General features: G+C 35.0%; 12 protein-coding genes. All 12 read left to right on the top strand.

What is annotated here, in order from left to right; translation table 11 throughout:
* Positions 1 to 19: 19 nt before the first annotated feature.
* The 12 genes from nrfD to sov all read left to right on the top strand — a co-directional run bounded on the left by nrfD (position 20) and on the right by sov (position 21,452).
* The gene (gene nrfD / locus DFQ09_RS11395; RefSeq protein ID WP_115810435.1) at positions 20 to 1,753 is read left to right on the top strand and encodes an NrfD/PsrC family molybdoenzyme membrane anchor subunit; all 1,734 of its coding nucleotides are present in this window, start codon (positions 20 to 22) and stop codon (positions 1,751 to 1,753) included.
* An 8-nt stretch (positions 1,754 to 1,761) separates the two neighbouring features.
* The gene (locus DFQ09_RS11390; protein WP_115810433.1) at positions 1,762 to 2,301 is read left to right on the top strand and encodes a DUF3341 domain-containing protein; all 540 of its coding nucleotides are present in this window, start codon (positions 1,762 to 1,764) and stop codon (positions 2,299 to 2,301) included.
* Complete coding sequence (locus DFQ09_RS11385; RefSeq protein ID WP_115810431.1) at positions 2,291 to 2,863, top strand: c-type cytochrome; 573 nt, start codon at positions 2,291 to 2,293, stop codon at positions 2,861 to 2,863. Before DFQ09_RS11390 ends, DFQ09_RS11385 begins: the two co-directional genes overlap by 11 nt.
* 22 nt (positions 2,864 to 2,885) lie before the next feature.
* Positions 2,886 to 4,253 carry a quinol:cytochrome C oxidoreductase gene (locus DFQ09_RS11380; RefSeq protein WP_115810429.1) on the top strand — a complete coding sequence of 456 codons (1,368 nt, stop codon included), beginning with the start codon at positions 2,886 to 2,888 and terminating at the stop codon, positions 4,251 to 4,253.
* Between the two features lie 24 nt (positions 4,254 to 4,277).
* Positions 4,278 to 5,336, top strand: coding sequence for a cytochrome c oxidase subunit II (locus DFQ09_RS11375; protein ID WP_115810427.1), 1,059 nt, complete (start codon positions 4,278 to 4,280; stop codon positions 5,334 to 5,336).
* A gap of 30 nt (positions 5,337 to 5,366) precedes the next feature.
* Positions 5,367 to 7,160 carry a cytochrome c oxidase subunit I gene (locus DFQ09_RS11370; protein WP_115810425.1) on the top strand — a complete coding sequence of 598 codons (1,794 nt, stop codon included), beginning with the start codon at positions 5,367 to 5,369 and terminating at the stop codon, positions 7,158 to 7,160.
* A gap of 178 nt (positions 7,161 to 7,338) precedes the next feature.
* Complete coding sequence (gene ruvB, locus DFQ09_RS11365) at positions 7,339 to 8,361, top strand: Holliday junction branch migration DNA helicase RuvB (RefSeq protein ID WP_115810423.1); 1,023 nt, start codon at positions 7,339 to 7,341, stop codon at positions 8,359 to 8,361.
* A gap of 62 nt (positions 8,362 to 8,423) precedes the next feature.
* Entirely contained in the window at positions 8,424 to 9,755 is a 1,332-nt protein-coding gene (locus tag DFQ09_RS11360; protein WP_115810421.1) for a cytochrome P450, read from the top strand.
* A gap of 2 nt (positions 9,756 to 9,757) precedes the next feature.
* The gene (gene queG / locus DFQ09_RS11355; RefSeq protein ID WP_115810419.1) at positions 9,758 to 10,684 is read left to right on the top strand and encodes a tRNA epoxyqueuosine(34) reductase QueG; all 927 of its coding nucleotides are present in this window, start codon (positions 9,758 to 9,760) and stop codon (positions 10,682 to 10,684) included.
* A gap of 429 nt (positions 10,685 to 11,113) precedes the next feature.
* Complete coding sequence (locus DFQ09_RS11350) at positions 11,114 to 13,405, top strand: NADP-dependent malic enzyme (protein WP_115810417.1); 2,292 nt, start codon at positions 11,114 to 11,116, stop codon at positions 13,403 to 13,405.
* 140 nt (positions 13,406 to 13,545) lie between these two features.
* Entirely contained in the window at positions 13,546 to 14,127 is a 582-nt protein-coding gene (gene ruvA / locus DFQ09_RS11345; RefSeq protein WP_115810415.1) for a Holliday junction branch migration protein RuvA, read from the top strand.
* 5 nt (positions 14,128 to 14,132) lie between these two features.
* Positions 14,133 to 21,452, top strand: coding sequence for a T9SS outer membrane translocon Sov/SprA (gene sov / locus DFQ09_RS11340; RefSeq protein WP_449489482.1), 7,320 nt, complete (start codon positions 14,133 to 14,135; stop codon positions 21,450 to 21,452).
* Positions 21,453 to 21,474 lie beyond the last annotated feature (22 nt).

Below are 21,474 nucleotides of genomic sequence, written 5' to 3'. Positions count from 1 at the left end.
AAGAAACAAGTATATAATTATGGCGTCTCATTACGAAGCACCTATTAGAAGACCTTTAGTAACTGGAGAAAAATCGTATCACGATGTTACAGTTGATGTCGCAAGACCTGTTGAAGGCAAAGCCAACCGTGCATGGTGGATTGTTTTCAGTATAGCTTTGGTCGCATTCCTTTGGGGAATAGGTTGTATTATTTATACAGTATCTACGGGTATTGGAGTTTGGGGTCTTAACAAGACTGTAAACTGGGCTTGGGATATTACTAACTTCGTTTGGTGGGTTGGTATTGGTCACGCAGGAACATTGATTTCTGCGGTACTATTATTATTCCGTCAAAAATGGAGAATGGCAATTAACCGTTCTGCGGAAGCTATGACAATCTTCGCGGTTTTTCAAGCAGGTTTGTTTCCAATTATTCACATGGGTCGTCCATGGTTAGCGTATTGGGTATTACCAATTCCAAACCAATTCGGATCGCTATGGGTAAATTTTAACTCACCTTTACTTTGGGATGTATTTGCAATCTCTACGTATTTATCGGTATCATTAGTATTCTGGTGGACAGGTTTATTACCAGATTTCGCAATGTTAAGAGATAGAGCTGTTCGTCCTTTCCAAAAGAAAATCTACGCTTTAGTAAGTTTTGGTTGGTCGGGTCGTGCAAAAGATTGGCAACGTTTTGAAGAAGTATCTTTAGTACTTGCTGGTTTAGCTACACCTTTAGTACTTTCTGTACACACTATTGTATCTTTTGATTTCGCTACATCGATTGTTCCAGGATGGCATACTACCATTTTCCCTCCGTATTTCGTAGCAGGTGCAATTTTTTCAGGATTTGCAATGGTAAACACGCTTCTTATTATTATGAGAAAAGTGTGTAACCTTGAAGATTATATTACAGTACAACACATCGAGTTAATGAACATTGTAATTATGCTTACAGGTTCTATCGTTGGTGTGGCATATATTACAGAATTATTTATTGCTTGGTACTCTGGTGTAGAGTATGAACAGTTTGCATTCTTAAACAGAGCAACTGGTCCTTACTGGTGGGCATACTGGTGTATGATGAGTTTTAACGTTTTCTCACCACAATTTATGTGGTTCAAGAAACTTAGAACAAGTATTATGTTCTCATTCTTTATCTCTATTGTAGTAAACATAGGTATGTGGTTTGAACGTTTTGTAATTATAGTAACATCATTACATAGAGATTACTTACCATCATCTTGGACAATGTTTTCACCGACGTTTGTTGATATAGGAATTTTCATCGGAACTATTGGTTTCTTCTTTGTACTGTTTTTATTATATGCACGTACATTCCCTGTAATTGCACAGGCTGAGATTAAAACCATATTAAAGTCTTCAGGTGAGCGTTATAAACGTATAAGAGAGAATGGAGAAACACTTGCGGGTACTGGTGCTGATTCTAGAACGTCTAATTTTAAGATTCCAGAAGAAACGACGGCTTCAAAACCACTTCAAGATACTACTGAGAAACTAGGTAATTTGTTGGAAGGTGTTGGTAGATTCGATGCTTCAATTCAAACGGCTGATGATTTAAAAGTTATTAATGGAATTGGTCCAAAAATGGAAGATGTACTTAATAACATTGGTATCTTTACTTATGCGCAAGTAAGTAAAATGACAAAAAGAGAATATGACTTGTTAGACGAAATTACAGGTTCTTTCCCAGGAAGAGCTGAACGTGATGATTGGTCAGGACAAGCTAAAAACTTAATAAACAACTAATATAGTCTATGGAAGCTTCGAAAGTAATTCATGCTATTTATACCGATGATGATGTTTTAATGTCAGCCGTTAAAACGGTAAAGGCAGAAAAATATCACATTGAAGATGTATTCACACCTTTTCCAGTTCATGGACTAGATAAGGCAATGGGATTAGCACCAACGCGTTTAGCTATTACAGCATTTTTATATGGTGCTGTTGGTTTAGCAGTTGCCACTGTAATGATGAACTATATAATGATTCAAGATTGGCCGCAAGATATTGGTGGTAAACCAAGTTTTAGTTTTTTAGAAAACATGCCTGCCTTTGTACCTATTATGTTTGAACTTACGGTGTTCTTTTCGGCGCATTTAATGGTGATTACTTTTTATATGAGAAGTAAAATATGGCCATTTAAGAAAGCTGAAAATCCAGATCCAAGAACTACAGATGACCATTTCTTAATGGAAATTGCAGTTCATAATAACGAAGAATCATTAACTAATCTGTTGAAAGATACAGGTGCAGTTGAGATAAACATTGTTAATAAAGATGAAGATGCACATTAATATGAAGAAAGCCACAAAATATAGCGTTGTATTAGCAGTGTTGGTTAGCTTTATGTCTTGCCAAGAGAACTCAAGACCAAACTACCAGTATATGCCTAACATGTACGAGTCAATTGGTTATGAAACCTATCAAGAATCTGATGCATTCGCAAACGGTGTTGAAGCACAATTACCGGCTGAAGGTTCTATACCAAGAGGTGATTTTATGCCTTTTGAGATTGAAAACACAAATGAAGGTTATGCTTTTGCAAAAGCAAACTTAACTAGTCCATTAGATTCTACTCAAATTGATTATGATAGAGCAGGTCCATTATATGGTATTTACTGTGGAATTTGCCATGGTAATAAAGGTGATGGAAAAGGTAAATTGGTACAGCGTGAAAAGATCTTAGGTGTACCTAGTTATGCAGATATAGGAAGAGCAATTACTGAGGGTAGTATTTATCATACGCTTTATTATGGTAAAAATACAATGGGTTCTTATGCTAACCAATTGAACGAAGAAGAGCGTTGGCAAGTTGTTGCTTATGTTCAGAAGCTTAAGGCAGATTTAGAAAAGTAAGATTTAGATAAAGATTATATAAATGGAATATAAAATTTCAAATCGATTAAGAACAGGAGCTATCATTTTAATGGTCTTAGGAGTATTAGGTGTTGGTTATGGCTTTATGGATGCGTACAGTGTTAATGAAGACAATATAACAGAGTATCTAGCAAACGAGGATCATCACGGTGATGAACATGCTACCGAATCACATGGTGAAGAGCACAGTGTGTCAGCGGCACATGCTGAAGAAGGTCATGCTGACGAAGCACATGGGGCGGAAGTAGAAGCTGAAGGTCATAAAATGACTCATGAAGAACATGTTTTACACCAATTACATAACAGACCTTATGCAGCACTATATGTTGCGGCATTCTTTTTCTTTATGATATCATTGGGTGTTTTAGCATTCTATGCAATTCAATATGCTGCGCAAGCAGGATGGTCACCAGTACTATTTAGGGTCATGGAAGGTATTACATCTTATGTTTTACCTGGGGGTGCACTTGTATTACTAATTGCATTTTTTGCAGATAGTCATATATTTATTTGGATGGATGAGAATGTGGTAGCACATGATGCCATAATCCAAAACAAATCAGGTTGGTTAGATAAAACTTGGTTTATGATTAGAGGATTAATCTTCTTAGGTGGTTGGTCAGCGTACCGTCATTTCTCAAGAAAGTTTTCTGTAGCACAAGACCTTGCTGATGTTAACGATAATAGTAACTTTAAAAAGAATTTCAGAATATCTGCAGCATTCTTAGTATTCTACATCTATACAGAATCAATTATGTCTTGGGATTGGATTATGAGTGTAGATCCACACTGGTTTAGTACCCTGTTTGGATGGTATGTATTCGCAAGTATGTTTGTAAGTGGTATTACAGTTATTGCTTTGATTACTATTTTCTTAAAATCTAAAGGATTATTACCATTTGTGAATGATAGTCATATTCATGATTTAGCTAAATTTATGTTTGGGATCAGTATTTTCTGGACGTACTTATGGTTCTCTCAATTTATGCTTATCTGGTATGCTAATATCCCAGAAGAAGTTACTTATTTTGTAACACGTATTGAGGATTATAATTTACCGTTCTTTGGTATGGTAGCATTAAACTTTTTATTCCCATTATTACTGTTAATGAATAGCGATTACAAACGTATTCCTTGGTTTGTAGTGATGACAGGTGTTGTTATACTATTTGGACATTATCTAGATATTTTCAATATGATTATGCCAGCGACTGTTGGAGATAGATGGTTTATTGGTATTCCTGAGATAGGGTCAATATTGTTTTTCGGTGGGTTATTTATGCTTATCGTATTTACATCACTTGGTAAATATCCATTATTAGCAAAAGGGAATCCTTTTATGAAGGAAAGTGAACATTTCCATTATTAATATTAAATAAGAAAAGAAACGATAATGACGGCTTTATTAACGATAATAATTGTAATTTTTGTAGCGGTTGCCATTTGGCAAATGGTAAAGATTTTTGATCTAGCTCAAGTAGGTACAACAAATACACAAGTTGCAGACGATCAAGATAACAAGATCAACGGTTACCTAATGATGGGGTTTTTAGTATTCATCTATGTGATTACTATACTTTGTTTTTGGTACATTGGTGATTTACCTTTAATGTCTAATGCAGCATCAGAACATGGTTCTGAAGTAGATAATCTTATGATTATCTCTATGGTTGTTATATTTGTAGTACAAACCATTACACAGTTTTTATTACACTATTTTGCTTTTAAATATAAAGGTGAAAAAGGTAAGAAAGCATTTTTCTACGCTGATAACAATACCTTAGAATTTATATGGACAATTATTCCTGTTATTGTATTGGCCGGATTAATCATCTACGGTTTATTCACTTGGAACGATATTATGAATATCGATGAAGATGAAGATCCAATGGTTATTGAATTATATGCACAACAGTTTAGCTGGAAAGCTAGATATAGTGGAGGTGATAATGTTTTAGGTAAAGCTAACGTAAGATTAATCGATATAGATCGTGCTAATGTCTTAGGTGTAGATGAAGAGGATCCTAATGCTCAGGATGATGTTATTGTCTCAGAACTTCATTTACCAGTTGGACAACAGGTGGTATTTAAAATGCGTTCTCAAGATGTATTACACTCAGCTTATATGCCTCATTTTAGAGCGCAAATGAACTGTGTTCCTGGTATGGTAACACAATTTGCTTTTACCCCAACAGTGACTACCGCTGATATGCGTCAAAATCCAGACATTGTAGAGAAAGTTAAAAACATTAATGACCTTAGGAAAGAGAGAAAAGCTGAGATTGAAGAATCGGGTCAAGAATTATTATACGAATTTGATTACCTTTTATTATGTAATAAAATTTGTGGAAAGTCGCACTACAATATGCAAATGAAGATTATTGTAGAAACTCAAGAAGAATTTGATGCATGGATGAAAGAACAAACTACATTCCCAAATTCGTTAAATTAACTAAGGTTTTAAGAAAAAGATAAACAGATTATGTCAGCAATATTAGATACACACGGTCACGACGATCACGACGTACATCACCACAAAGAAACGTTTGTAACCAAGTACATCTTTAGTCAAGATCATAAAATGATTGCTAAGCAGTACCTAGTTACTGGTACGCTTATGGGTGTTATTGGTGTTTTAATGTCTATAATGTTTCGTATGCAAATTGCATGGCCAGAAGAGCCAAATGTATTGTTTGAAGCTTTATTAGGTAAATGGGCTCCTGATGGGGTTATGGATGCTGATGTTTACTTAGCATTGGTAACTATCCATGGTACTATCATGGTATTCTTCGTTCTTACTGCAGGATTGAGTGGTACGTTTAGTAACCTCTTAATTCCATTGCAAATTGGAGCACGAGATATGGCCTCAGGATTTCTGAATATGGTATCGTATTGGTTATTCTTCATATCATGTGTTATAATGATATGCTCACTATTTGTTGAAGCTGGTCCTGCTGCTGCAGGTTGGACAATCTATCCTCCACTATCTGCATTGCCAATGGCTTCAGGTGGTTCTGGTATGGGTATGACCTTATGGTTAGTATCAATGGCTATTTTCATTGCATCATCGTTATTAGGTTCATTAAACTATATTGTTACCGTAATCAACTTAAGAACTAAGGGGATGTCTATGACAAGACTACCACTTACAATTTGGGCATTCTTTGTAACAGCTGTAATTGGTGTAGTATCATTCCCAGTATTATTATCTGCTGCATTATTATTAATAATGGATAGAAGTTTCGGAACATCATTCTTCTTATCAGATATATTTATTCAAGGTGAAGTATTACATTACCAAGGTGGATCTCCGGTATTATTCGAACACTTATTTTGGTTCTTAGGTCACCCAGAGGTTTATATTGTTATTTTACCTGCAATGGGATTAGTATCAGAGATTATGGCATCAAGTTCGCGTAAGCCAATTTTTGGTTACCGTGCGATGATTGCTTCGATATTAGCAATTGCATTCTTATCAACAATTGTTTGGGGTCACCATATGTTTATTTCAGGTATGAATCCTTTCTTAGGATCTGTATTTACATTTACAACATTATTAATTGCGATTCCTTCAGCTGTAAAAGCCTTTAACTGGATAACAACACTCTGGAAAGGAAATCTACAAATGAATCCGGCCATGCTGTTTTCAATCGGTTTCGTTTCTACATTTATTACAGGTGGTTTAACAGGAATTATTTTAGGGGATAGTGCATTAGATATTAACGTTCACGATACATATTTTGTAATTGCTCACTTCCACTTAGTAATGGGTATTTCTGCGCTTTACGGAATGTTTGCAGGTATATACCATTGGTATCCAAAAATGTTTGGTCGTATGCTAAACAAAAACTTAGGATATTTACATTTCTGGATAACAGCAGTTTGTGCTTACGGAGTATTCTTCCCAATGCACTTTATTGGAATGGCTGGTTTACCTAGACGTTATTATACCAATTCAAACTTCCCATTATTTGATGATTTAGCAAACACTAATGTTATCATTACGATATTTGCTATCATCGGTGGTTTAGCACAAATTATTTATTTATATAACTTCTTTGTGAGTATGTTCTATGGTAAGAAAGCGGTTCAGAACCCATGGAGATCTACAACTTTAGAGTGGACAACACCAGTTGAACACATACATGGTAACTGGCCAGGTGCTATACCTCACGTATACCGTTGGTCTTATGATTATAGTAAGCCAGGACATGATGTAGATTTTGTACCTCAGAATGTTCCTTTAATGGAAGGTGAAGAAGAATTACAACACTAAACAAATTTCTGCGAAGGCAGGAAACTTATAATAGATTAGAAAAGACCTCTGGATAGCTATCCAAAGGTCTTTTTCTTTATATTTGTTTTGACTTTGTTGTCATTCAGAGTGAAGCGAAGAACCTATATTTCTAAGCTCAGTGTAACTTAATAAGATTCCCGTTTTCTCGGGAAGTACTATGAACGAAAACCTAAATCCAAACAGCGATAATTTCAGTCCAGAAGAACTAGATGTCGAAAAGAAATTAAGACCCTTAACGTTCGAAGACTTTACAGGTCAGGATCAGGTGCTCGAAAATTTGCTAGTTTTTGTTCAAGCAGCAAACCTTAGGGAAGAAGCTTTAGATCACACCTTGTTTCATGGACCACCAGGTCTTGGAAAAACAACCTTAGCACACATTTTGGCCAATGAGTTAGATGTGGGTATTAAAGTCACCTCAGGCCCTGTTTTAGACAAGCCAGGCGACTTAGCAGGGTTGTTAACGAACCTCGATGAACGTGATGTGCTTTTTATTGATGAAATCCATCGATTAAGTCCAATTGTAGAAGAGTATTTATATTCTGCAATGGAAGATTATAAAATTGATATCATGATTGAATCTGGCCCAAATGCTAGAACGGTTCAATTAAGTTTAAACCCATTTACTTTAATTGGTGCGACGACGCGTTCAGGATTATTGACAGCTCCAATGCGCGCGAGATTCGGAATTCAAAGTCGTTTACAATATTATAATACAGAATTGCTAACCACAATTGTACAGCGTAGCGCTTCAATATTAAATATGCCTATCTCTATGGAAGCCGCGATAGAAATCGCTGGTAGAAGTAGGGGAACACCTCGTATTGCCAATGCGTTGTTACGACGTGTTAGAGATTTTGCACAAATAAAAGGAAATGGTAAAATTGATATCGTAATCGCCAAATTCGCTTTAAAAGCATTAAATGTAGATGCTTATGGATTGGATGAAATGGATAACAAGATATTAACCACTATCATCGAAAAATTTAAAGGTGGACCAGTTGGTATTAGTACCATTGCAACCGCGGTGAGTGAAAGTACGGAAACCATAGAAGAAGTCTATGAACCTTTTTTAATTCAGCAAGGTTTTATAATGCGAACGCCTCGTGGACGTGAGGTTACAGAACAAGCTTATAAACATTTGGGCAAGGTAAAAGGACCAACACAAGGAGGTTTATTTTAACAACGTATAGATTTTTATAAGCTACTTGTTTTAAACTTAATTTAAATACCATTAGTTATATATTGAAATCAGAGCGCAACATACCAACAGTTCCTTTAAGTCGATTCTTTAAACATTCTTTAGAGATTTTAAAAAACCCGCTACCATTTCATCATCAAAATTTTGAAGAGCAAGGCGATGTTTTCAGATTAAAGATCGGATTTAAAAATAGTGTTGTTTTTGTTCGCGATGCTGCATTTGCAGAATATGTACTTCAAAAGAATCAGAAAAACTACACCAAGTCTAAAATCCAGACCGAAGATTTAGTAAAATATGTAGGTACCGGATTATTAACGGCAGAAGGAGAGCATTGGAAAAAACAGCGTAAACTTATTCAGCCTGCTTTTCATAAAAAACAATTAGCAAATCTTTTAGGCAGTATCAAAAACGCTATTCTTTTGGAGTATAGCAAGATTACACCGAATGAGGTGATTGATATATTTCCCATTTTAAATGATTTGGCATTTCAAGCCGTAGTAAAATCTTTGTTTAGTAGTGCAGCCAATCAAGAAGATATTAATAGGCTTCAATATATTACAGAAGCAGCACAAAAAATGTTGGTAAAAGAGTTACGCCAACCGTATTTGGGCTGGTGGTTTAATGTTAGTGGCGAAATTAAAAAGCATGTTGATTTAACAGGTGAAGCTAGACAAATATTAAAACGTATAGTCAATGAACGACGAACATCAGGAGTAACGGAGAATGATTTGTTAGATATGTTGTTAGATGCCAGATATGAGGATGGCAACCCAATGGAAGAAGAACAACTGATTGATGAGATCTTAATTTTGTTTACTGCAGGTCATGAAACCACGTCTAATGCACTCACTTTTATAACACAACTTTTAGCATTACATCCTGAATGGCAAGAAAAAATCTTAAACGAGCGAAATACAATTCTTGCAGATAGCGATGATTTAATGGACTTGGTAACCCAATCTAAAATTTGTCAGCAAGTGATAGAGGAAGGGATGCGACTGTATCCGCCAGTGTACTTTATAGACCGTGTAAACAAAGACGCAGATACTTTTAATGACATGGATTTTGAAGCGGGATGTAATCTTCTATTTTCAGTTTATGAAATGCATCGTCATCCTAAATTATGGGAACAACCAGATACGTTTTTACCCGAACGCTTTAATGAAGGTGGGCGTAAATTTTCATCACACTATTTTCCTTTTGGAGCAGGTCCGAGAAAATGTATAGGAAATAACTTTGCCATGTTCGAAATGATTATTGCGGTTTCAGAATTGGTTTCTAGTTTTAAAATAACACCAGATTTTGATACCATTGATATCACGCCATTAATTACGCTAAAGCCTAAAAATGCTTTTTTAAAGTTTGAAAAACGATAGTAGTGTTAAACCATAAAGCGAAATACAGTGAGATTATTAAAGCAGAGGCCAAACGCCTCGGATTTTTGTCATGCGGTATAAGTAAAGCAGAATTCTTAGAAACCGAAGCTCCTCGGCTAGAAGCTTGGTTAAATAAGAATATGAATGGCGAAATGGGTTATATGGAAAACCATTTCGATAAGCGTTTAGATCCAACGTTGCTTGTTGAAGGTTCAAAAAGTGTAATTTCATTATTATTGAATTATTACCCATCAGAAACTCAAACGGAAGATTCTTATAAGCTATCCAAATACGCCTATGGTAACGACTATCATCATGTCATTAAATACAAGCTTAAATCACTGTTGTATTTTATTCAAGATGAAATAGGAGAGGTTGGCGGACGTGCTTTTGTAGATTCAGCTCCAGTTTTAGATAAAGCTTGGGCTGCAAAATCAGGTTTGGGTTGGATAGGGAAACACTCTAATTTATTAACCCAACAAGTAGGCTCCTTCTATTTTATAGCTGAATTAATCATAGATCTAGAGTTAGAATACGACCACGCAACAACCGATCATTGTGGTACTTGCACAAAATGCATAGATGCTTGCCCAACAGAAGCCATTACAGAACCTTATGTCGTTGATGGTAGTAAGTGTATCTCGTATTTCACTATAGAACTTAAAGAAAATCTACCCTCAGAATTTAAAGACAAATTTGACGATTGGATGTTTGGTTGCGATGTCTGCCAAGATGTTTGTCCTTGGAATAAATTTAGTAAGCCACATAACGAACCTTTATTTAATCCCCATCCTGAATTATTGGATATGACCAAAAAGGATTGGGAAGAAATTACAGAAGATACCTTTAAAAAAGTGTTTCAGAAATCGGCTGTAAAGCGGACTAAATTTTCTGGTTTAGAACGGAATATCAGGTTTTTGAGGGATTAATAGGTTTACTTAAACGTAAATCCCAAAGCGTATTTAAAAGCAAAATTATCACTAGAGGTTTCGAGATTATGATACCCATAATGATAAAAAATACCTAGCCCTAACGTCAGTAAATCTTGGTTATAGATATTTATGTTGAGCATTGGTTTCCGTATTAATTAGAAGTCTTTTAAAAAAAACTAATTAACCTCAGGAAGCGAATCCACCAAGGTTTATCTATAGATATTAAAAGGGAATAAAAACGAATATAAATACAAATGCTTTTTTATTTTTACAACTGTTAGGTTCAACAATGTAGTAAAATATCCATTAAATTATTATGCTGTAGCCCGTGTTTTTAAAATATAGAAATCTAAGACTAGCATTCATTTGTTATATTTGTAGCCTATATGAAATAGGTTATTTTTTTAATAGCAATCGATTCAAATTATGAGCAAACAAAGCAAACGTTTAGAAGCCTTAGTATATCACGCCAAACCGACTCCTGGTAAAATTAAAGTTGTACCTACTAAAAAATATGCGTCACAACGCGATTTGTCTTTAGCATATTCTCCAGGTGTGGCTGAGCCATGTTTAGAAATAGCGAAAGATGTAGAAAATGTCTATAAATACACGGCTAAAGGAAACCTCGTTGCCGTAATCTCTAACGGAACTGCGGTTTTAGGTTTAGGAAATATTGGTCCAGAAGCCTCTAAACCAGTGATGGAAGGTAAAGGCTTGCTTTTTAAGATATTTGCAGATATCGATGTGTTTGATATCGAAGTTGATACGGAAGATGTAGAAGCTTTTATTGCAACGGTAAAAAATATTGCACCGACATTTGGAGGTATTAACTTAGAAGACATCAAAGCGCCTGAAGCGTTTGAAATTGAACGTCGTTTAAAGGAAGAATTAGATATACCTGTCATGCACGATGATCAGCATGGAACAGCAATCATTTCGGCTGCAGCGTTATTAAATGCCTTAGAAATTGCAGAAAAGAAAATAGACGAAGTCAAAATAGTAGTGAGTGGAGCAGGAGCAGCTGCAATTTCATGTACACGTTTATACCAAGCCTTTGGTGCAAAGCGCGAAAACATTGTAATGTTAGATAGTAAAGGTGTTATTAGAGATGAGAGAACCAATTTAACTTCTGAAAAAGCAGAATTTGCAACCCATCGTAAAATAGATACTTTAGATGAGGCGATGCTAAATGCCGATGTATTTGTTGGATTATCTCAACCAGATATTGTAACACCAAATATGCTGTTATCAATGGCTGCAAATCCGATTGTGTTTGCCATGGCAAATCCAAATCCAGAAATACAGTACCAATTAGCAATAGATACCAGAGACGATATTATTATGGCAACTGGTCGTAGTGATCATCCTAACCAAGTAAATAATGTTCTAGGATTTCCTTTTATTTTTAGAGGAGCTTTAGATGTTAGAGCAACCAAGATTAATGAAGCTATGAAAATGGCAGCCGTTAAAGCGTTGTCAGATTTGGCAAAAGAATCTGTTCCTGAACAAGTAAATATCGCTTATGCGGAAACAAAACTAACATTTGGTAAAGATTATATCATTCCAAAACCATTTGACCCAAGATTAATCGCAGTAGTGCCACCGGCGGTAGCAAAAGCTGCAATGGAAAGTGGTGTTGCTAAAGAGCCTATTGAAGATTGGGATCGTTATAAAAACTCATTATTAGAGCGTTTAGGTTCTGATAATAAGTTAGTTCGTATGTTAATGGGTAGAGCAAAAACAAACCCAAAACGCGTGGTTTTCGCAGAAGCAGATCAGTTAGATGTTTTAAAAGCAGCTCAAATTGCTTACGAAGAAGGTATTGCACATCCAATCCTTTTAGGTAGAAAGAAAGTCATTTTAGAATTGATGGAGGAGATTGAATTTATTGCCGATGATGTTGCAATTATAGATCCAAAATCAGATAAAGAGACTGCTCGTAAAAATCGATATGCAAAAGCCTATTGGGAAAAGCGAAAACGTCAAGGTGTTACCATTTATTCTGCGGAAAAAGTGATGCGAGAGCGTAATTATTTTGCTGCGATGATGGTTAATGTTGGTGATGCCGATGCATTAATTACTGGGTATTCTCGTAATTATCCATCAGTTGTGAGACCAATGTTAGAATTAATTGGTATGGCAGACGGTGTAACAAGAGTCGCAACCACTAACGTAATGATGACGCAACGCGGTCCAATGTTTTTAAGCGATACTTCTATAAATATTGATCCTTCAGCTAAAGATTTAGCTAAAATTGCGCGTATGACATCGCGAGTTTCAAAAATGTTTGGAATAGAATCTGTAACTGCTATGATTTCGTATTCTAACTTTGGATCTTCAGACAATCCAAGAGCAGAAAAAGTAAGAGAGGCTGTATCTTATTTACACAAAGCGCATCCAGAAATGGTGGTTGATGGTGAATTGCAAACCGATTTTGCACTTAATCAGAAAATGCTTCAAGATATTTTCCCGTTTTCAAAATTAGCAGGTCGAAAAGTAAATACCCTAATTTTTCCAAATTTAGACTCGGCAAATATTACTTATAAATTATTAAAGGAACTGAATAACGCAGAATCTATTGGGCCAATAATGATGGGAATGCGCAAACCTGTTCATATTTTACAATTAGGAGCCAGTGTAGATGAAATTGTAAACATGACGGCAATTGCGGTTATTGATGCACAAGAACGAGAAAAGAGAGCGTCTAAATTAGCATAAGCTTTGTTTTTTTAAATTTATTCAAATGTGACTAAACTCTTGAAAACAAGATGTAATTACATCTATCTTTCATACTAGGAATCTAAGCGTTCTAATGAAAATAATTTTATTACATTTGGTTTTTCAACATTTCGTTATAAATGATTACACACATAGAGGGTAAACTTGTAGAGAAAAATCCGACAGACATTGTTATAGATTGCAATGGTGTCGGCTATTTTATTAACATATCATTGCATACGTATTCTCAAATTCCAGACAAAGAACACATAAGACTTTACACGTATCTTCAAGTTCGTGAGGATTCTCATAGCTTATATGGGTTTTCGTCTAATGTTGAACGCGAAATTTTCAAACTATTGATTTCTGTCAGTGGTATTGGTACAAATACAGCGCGCACTATGCTGTCGTCGTTATCACCAGATCAAGTAAAAGAAGGTATTGCAGGTGGAGATGTCGCTTTAATTCAGAGCGTAAAAGGCATTGGGGTAAAAACAGCACAACGTGTTATTCTTGATTTAAAGGATAAAGTGTTAAAAGTCTATGGTATAGACGAACTTTCTGCTATGCCAAACAATACACACAAAGATGAAGCGTTATCAGCATTAGATGTTTTAGGATTTAATAAAAAACAATCCGAAAAAGTTGTCGATAAAATTTTACAAGCCCAACCAGACGCCCAAGTGGAGCAAATTATAAAAGAAGCTCTAAAAAACTTATAATGCAATTGAATAGAACTCTACATAAGCAGCGCTTCTCCTATAGATATTTATGCATATTAGCTTTTACAATGCTAATTGGTAATTCCGTTGTTGCTCAAGAAACTGAAACAGAACAAGACTCTACAAAGACGACATTTGCGTTTGGAAAATTAAATATGCCAAATCCAAATAGTATTGTTTCAAAGTATACCTATGATCCTATTTTAGATCGTTATGTTTATTCTGAAAAAATTGGAAATTTCAATATTAATTATCCCTTAATACTTACACCAGACGAATTCCAAAAACTAGTATTAGAAGAAAAATTAAAAGCATATTACAAGAAAATGGCTGATGCTAAAGCTGGACAAAAAGAAGGTTCAGAAGAAGATCAGAAAAACTTATTACCCGAATTTTATGTGAATTCCGGTTTGTTTGAAACCATTTTTGGCGGTAATACTATAAATGTAATTCCACAAGGTTCGGTGGAGGTTGATTTGGGAATATTATTCTCAAAACAAGATAACCCTTCCTTTTCCCCAAGAAACAGAACCAATTTTACCTTCGATTTTGATCAGAGAATCAGTTTAAGTTTATTAGGTAAAGTGGGAACACGACTTCAGGTTACAGCAAATTATGATACCGAAGCAACTTTCGATTTTCAACAAGTTGTTAAATTAGAATATACACCAACCGAAGATGATATTATTCGTAAAATTGAAGTTGGTAACGTCAGTATGCCTCTTAATAGCTCTTTAATTACAGGTGCTCAGAGTCTTTTTGGTGTTAAAACAGAATTACAATTTGGAAAAACTAGAGTTACAGCGGTATTTTCTGAGCAACAGTCGCAATCTACATCAGTTATAGCAGAAGGTGGAGGAACGGTTGAAGAATTCGAATTTTTTGCACAAGATTACGATGAAAATAGACACTTCTTTTTAGCGCAACACTTTAGTGAAACATATGATAAAGCGTTATTAAACTATCCTTTTATAGATAACCAAGGACTTCAAATTACAAGAGTTGAAGTTTGGGTAACAAATAGAAATAACCAAACCGAGAATGTAAGAAATATTGTAGCATTTCAAGATTTAGGGGAATCAACGATAGATAATATTGGACTTAACCCATTGCCTCCCGGTTTTGTTAATAATCCCGGAGCAAAACCTAATAACAAAAACAATGATTTTGATCCAACGAATATAGGTGGAGCAGGATCATTATTAACTGAGGCAGTTAGAAATATAACCAACATACAAGGTGGAGTTAATGTAAGTATTAATGAAGGTTTTGATTATGGTAAATTAGAATCGGCAAGGAAATTAACTCAAGGACAAGAATATGTTTTAAATGAAAAATTAGGATATATTTCTTTAAATCAACGTCTGCTTAATGATGAAGTTTTAGCCGTAGCGTTTCAATATACTATTGGGGGTGAAGTATTTCAAGTAGGTGAATTTGCTAATGATGGTGTCGATGCAACTACAGTAGATGATACCTCTGGTACGCAGGTTGTAAATAATCAAAGTTTAGTTCTAAAAATGCTAAAAAGTGCGGTCACTTCAGTAGACCAACCGATTTGGGATTTAATGATGAAGAATATTTATGATACGGGGGCTTATCAATTAGATAGAGAAGATTTTACATTAAATATCTTTTATACAGAATCTTCGGCATTAAACTATATATCACCAGTTGTTGTTGGTGGGGTGGAGGTTCCTTTTCCAACCTTTGATAATAATACTGTGAACACCAGTGATGATACTGAAATAAGTGAAACACCATTAATCCGACTTTTCCATTTAGATAAATTGAATTACAATGGCGATCCGCAAGAACGAGGGGATGGTTTCTTTGATTATGTAGAAGGAGTTACGGTATTGTCGCAAAACGGTAAAATTATCTTTACCAAAGCACAGCCTTTTGGTCGTTATTTATTTGATGTTTTAGATGATGATGGTAATCCAAATAATAACGATTTGGATTATGAAGATATTGGAGATACTCAAAGTGGTTATAATGAGAACCAAAAGAAATACGTTTACGATATTCTTTATAAATCTACTAAAACAGCAGCTTTAGATGAGGCGGAGAAGAATAAATTCCAAATAAAAGGACGTTATAAAAGTAGTGGTGGAGATAGTGGTATTCCGTTAAATGCATTTAATGTACCTAGAGGTTCTGTAACGGTAACAGCAGGTGGGCGTACACTTGTAGAAGGAGTAGATTATACGGTAAATTATGCCTTAGGACGAGTAGAAATTTTAGATGAAGCTTTAAAAGCGTCTAACACCCCAATTAATGTTTCTGTAGAAAATAACGCCGTTTTCGGTCAGCAAACAAAACGATTTACAGGGATTAATGTAGAACACCAATTCAATGATAATTTTGTTTTAGGGACTACATTATTAAATCTTAATGAACGCCCAATTACGCAAAAAGCCAACTATAACTCTGAGCCTATTAATAATACTATTTTTGGTTTTAATGGGAATTACTCAACTGAAGTGCCATTCTTAACAAGGTTGGTTAATAAATTACCAAACATTGATACCGATGTGCCTTCAAATCTTTCTGTAAGAGGAGAGTTTGCTTACTTATTGCCAGGCGCATCAAGTGGAGCCGATTTTAATGGTGAAGCTACAGCCTATATTGATGATTTTGAAGGCACACAAGGCTCTATTAATTTGTTGAGTCCTTTGTCTTGGACATTATCTAGTAGACCAAAAGATTTACCAAATACGATTCCTGGTAGTGATGCCAATGGTATTGAAAATGGGTACGGTAGAGCACTTTTAAATTGGTACACTATCGATCCTATTTTTTATAGTAATCAACGTCCTGATGGCATCACGGATAATGATGTCTCAGATTTGTATACACGTCGTATTTTTATTGAAGAAATTTTTAATCAAGATATTGTTCAAGGGCAAACGTCAGTCATAAACACATTAGATTTAGCATACTATCCTACAGAGCGTGGCCCATATAATTTTGATCCATCTGCTGCTAACGATAATGCGTTAGACCCTTCAAGAAGTTGGGCAGGTATTACAAGACAAATTACCTCTACCGATTTTGAACAAGCCAATGTTGAATATATAGAGTTTTGGGTTCAAGATCCATTTTTAGATAACCCATCAAATACAGGAGGTAAACTATTTGTAAATCTTGGTAATATTTCAGAAGATATTTTAAAAGATGGTAAAAAGCAATTTGAAAACGGCTTACCAGAAAATGGTGATGTATCAACTTTAACACGAACTGATTTTGGAAGTGTCGTACCACAAAACCAATCGCTTATTTATACGTTTGGGACTACAGGTGCAGAACGTACAAATCAAGATGTAGGTTTTGATGGTTTTAGTGATGCGGAAGAGCTATCTGAATTTGGGGGACAGTTTGGAGAAGATCCATCAAATGATAATTACCAGTATTATTTAAATAGAGATGGCGATATTTTTAATCGTTATAAAAAATATAATGGAACAGAAGGTAACTCACCAGAAACCTTTACGGATACCAATAGAGGATCTACAACACAACCAGATGTAGAGGATATCAATAGAGATAATACCATGAATACTATTGATAGTTATTATCAGTATGAGGTAAATATTACTCCTTCAAGTTTAAATATGGACAATCCTTATATCAATGATGTTAAGGAAAATGTTCAGGTCACTTTACCTAATGGTGACGTTAGGAATGATGTAAAATGGTATCAATTTAGAATTCCTATTGCAGAAAGTGACATCCGTGAAGCTGTTGGTGGAATTTCGGATATTCGTTCTATAAGATTCGCACGTTTATTTGTATCCGATTTTACCCAAAATACAGTCTTGCGTTTTGCAACCTTAGATTTAGTGCGTAGTGATTGGAGACGTTATACATTAGATTTAGATAACGATGATACTAACGATAGTCCAAATGCAGAATTTAATGTAGGTGTTGTTGGTGTCCAAGATAATGCAGGCTATGAAAGACCACCAGGAGTTGAGCAAGAAGAACTGAATAATAACAATACAATTGTAAGACAGAATGAGCAATCGTTAGTACTTCAGGCTTGTGATTTAAGGCCTACTGATTCTCGCGGGGTGTATAAAAACATTAATGTAGATATGCGTCAGTATAAGAAACTACGAATGTTTACACATGCAGAAGCTCAAGAAGGGTCTATGCTAGAGGCGGGCGAAATGATTGCGTTTATAAGAATGGGTAATGATTTTACTCAGAATTATTATCAAATAGAAGTGCCATTATTACCTTCGTCTGATGCGGAAGGAAGTGTTAGAGAACGTATTTGGCCAGAGCAAAACGAAATAAATATTCCTTTAGAATTTTTACAAAAAATTAAAGCACTCGGAATTTCTGCTGGGACTTTAAGTAATGATGATCCTACATTTTATAATGTGGTAGATGGTGTGCTTAATGAAACCCCTTTGGCAACTTTAAACCCTCCATATAATGATATTGTTGGCACACAAAAGCAGCAACGTATTGCTATTAAAGGAAATCCAAATTTTGGAGATATTAGAGTGTTAATGGTTGGTGTAAAGAATTCGGGTTCAACAAGCATGAATTCATGTGGTGAATTTTGGTTTAATGAATTACGTATGTCCGATATGGAAAATGAAGGAGGTTGGGCAGCCGTTTTAAGTATGGATACAAAAATCGCAGATTTTGCGAGTATCAGTGCTACAGGAAGACGAAGTACTATTGGTTTTGGTGGCGTTGAGCAAGGTCCAAACGAGCGAAGTTTAGAAGATGTTGCACAATACGATGTTGTTACCAATGTGCAGTTAGGACAATTATTACCAAAGAAATGGGGAGTTCAGGTACCATTTAATTACGCTCAAAGTGAGGAGATGATAACGCCTAAATTCGATCAATTATATAATGACCTTACCTTAGATTCAAGATTAGAAGCGGCAAATTCTAGCGAAGAAGAAGATATCATTAGATCGCAATCTGAAGATTATACCAAACGAAAAAGTATTAATTTTATTGGAGTTAGAAAGCAAAAAACGGGTGATTCTAAAAATCGTTTTTATGATGTAGAAAACCTAACATTAAATTACTCATATAATAAGGTAGAGCATCGCGATTTTGAAATCGAAAATGCTTTAGACCAAACCGTAAGAGCAGGTGCTAATTATAACTTTGCTTTCGAGCCTATAAAATACGAACCTTTTAAAAAGAACGATTCCCTATTCACAAATAAGAATTGGAAAATCTTAAAGGATTTTAATGTCAATTTATTACCATCTAGTTTCTCTGTTGCTTCTGATGTTAACAGACAGTTTAATAGGCAGAAATTTAGAGAAATTGATTTGGGTGGAAGTAATATTGGTATCGAAGAGTTGTATCGAAGAAATTACACATTCGATTTTCAATACACCATAAATTATAATCTTACGGATGCTTTAAGTTTAAACTTTACGGCAGCCAATACTAACATTGTTCGTAATTATTTTATTGATGATCGCATTAACGGATTGCAAGATCCAGAGCTCGATGTTTGGGATGGTTTCTTTGATTTTGGAGATCCTAATTATCAGACGCAACAACTTCAAGTAAATTATGAATTGCCATTATACAAAATACCAGTTTTAAGTTTCTTAAGAACGACTTATGCTTATAATGGTGCATTTCAATGGCAAAAAGGATCGGATTTAAATAGCGGACTGGAAGTTGAAGATCCTGATAACCCTGGATTTTATGAGACTTATAATTTAGGAAATTCAATTCAGAATTCAAACACGCATAATATTAATACGAGCCTTAATATGGAAACCTTGTATAAGACGTTAGGCTTGGTTAAAACAGGAAATCAAAAAGGTAGAGGAAGAACCAGAAGTTCTGTAACAACGAGACGTTCTGCAACACCAGATGATGATAAGAAAGGTGCGGAAGCTGATGACCCTAACAAATTAAGTACAGGTAAAAAAGCGTACAATACGTTAGTAGATGTTGTTACTATGGTTAAACGTGTTCAGTTTAACTATTCTGAAAACAATGGTACGTATTTACCAGGTTATTTGCCAACCCCAGGTTTTATAGGAACTTTAAAACCGACTCTAGGCTACACTTTTGGAAGTCAGAGGGACATTAGAGAGTTGTCAGCAAGAAATGGATGGTTAACTACTTTTGGGGATTTTAACGAACAATATACAGAGGTAGAAAATAAGACGCTCGATTACTCTATTAATGTAGAACCAATGCGAGATTTAAAAATAGATTTAACCGGTAACAGAACCTATGCTAATAATATCTCAGAAAGCTTTATAACAATAGATAATGATTTGGATGGTTTTAGTGATACCTACCAAGATTTAATCACTAACTCCTTTGGGAATTTTATGATTTCTACCGCATTAATTAAAACGGCGTTTAGTAAAAGTGACGAAAACGAATCGGCTGCTTTTAATGATTTTAGAGCGAATCGTTTAGTTATTGCCAATCGTTTAGCTAGAGATTTTTATGGTGCAACACCATTTGGAACGGACGCGGAAGGTTATCCAGAAGGGTTTGGTAAAAATAGCCAACGCGTATTATTACCAGCATTCTTATCCGCTTATCAAGGATCTGATCCAGATAAAGTAAGTACCAGTGCATTTAGAGATATTCCAATTCCAAACTGGACATTAAAATATACTGGTTTAATGAAATTGCCTTGGTTTAAAAGAACGTTTAAGCGTTTTTCAGTTCAGCATGGTTATAGATCACGCTATACTATAAATCAGTTTAGGACTAATTTAGATTATGTGGAGTACGATAAAGATTTAGGCTTTATAGCACCTGCAAATGCTGATGCATTAGACCAAGCGGGGAATTTTAAAAATGAAACATTATATAGTAACATTAACTTAGAAGAACAGTTTAGTCCCTTAGTGCGTTTAGATTTTGAAATGAAAAATTCAGTTAAGGTTTTAGCAGAGGTTAAAACAGATAGGACATTATCTCTAAGTTTTGATAACAATTTAATGACCGAAATTCAAGGTAAAGAATATACACTTGGTTTAGGGTACCGTTTTAAAGATTTAAGAATTAGATCGCAGTTAGCAGGACCAAAGCAAATTATTGTAGCAGATTTAAATATGAGTTTAGATGTTACCGTAAGAGATAACAAAACCATCATTAGATATCTAGATTTAGAAAATAATCAAATTACGGCTGGTCAAACCATTTGGGGACTTAAATACAATGCTGATTATGCGTTTAGTAAAAACTTAACGGCTATTTTCTATTTTGATTATACGTTCTCTGAATTTGCCATTTCAACATCATTCCCACAAACATCTATAAGATCAGGGATTACGTTACGTTATAATTTTGGTAATTAAGTTTGAATTGAAGCTATTAAAA

Origin of the sequence: Winogradskyella pacifica (genome assembly GCF_003386275.1) — a bacterium.
GTDB classification, from domain to species: domain Bacteria; phylum Bacteroidota; class Bacteroidia; order Flavobacteriales; family Flavobacteriaceae; genus Winogradskyella; species Winogradskyella pacifica.
Note: the sequence above shows the minus strand (reverse complement) of the source record. Positions and strands in the feature narration are given on the sequence as shown.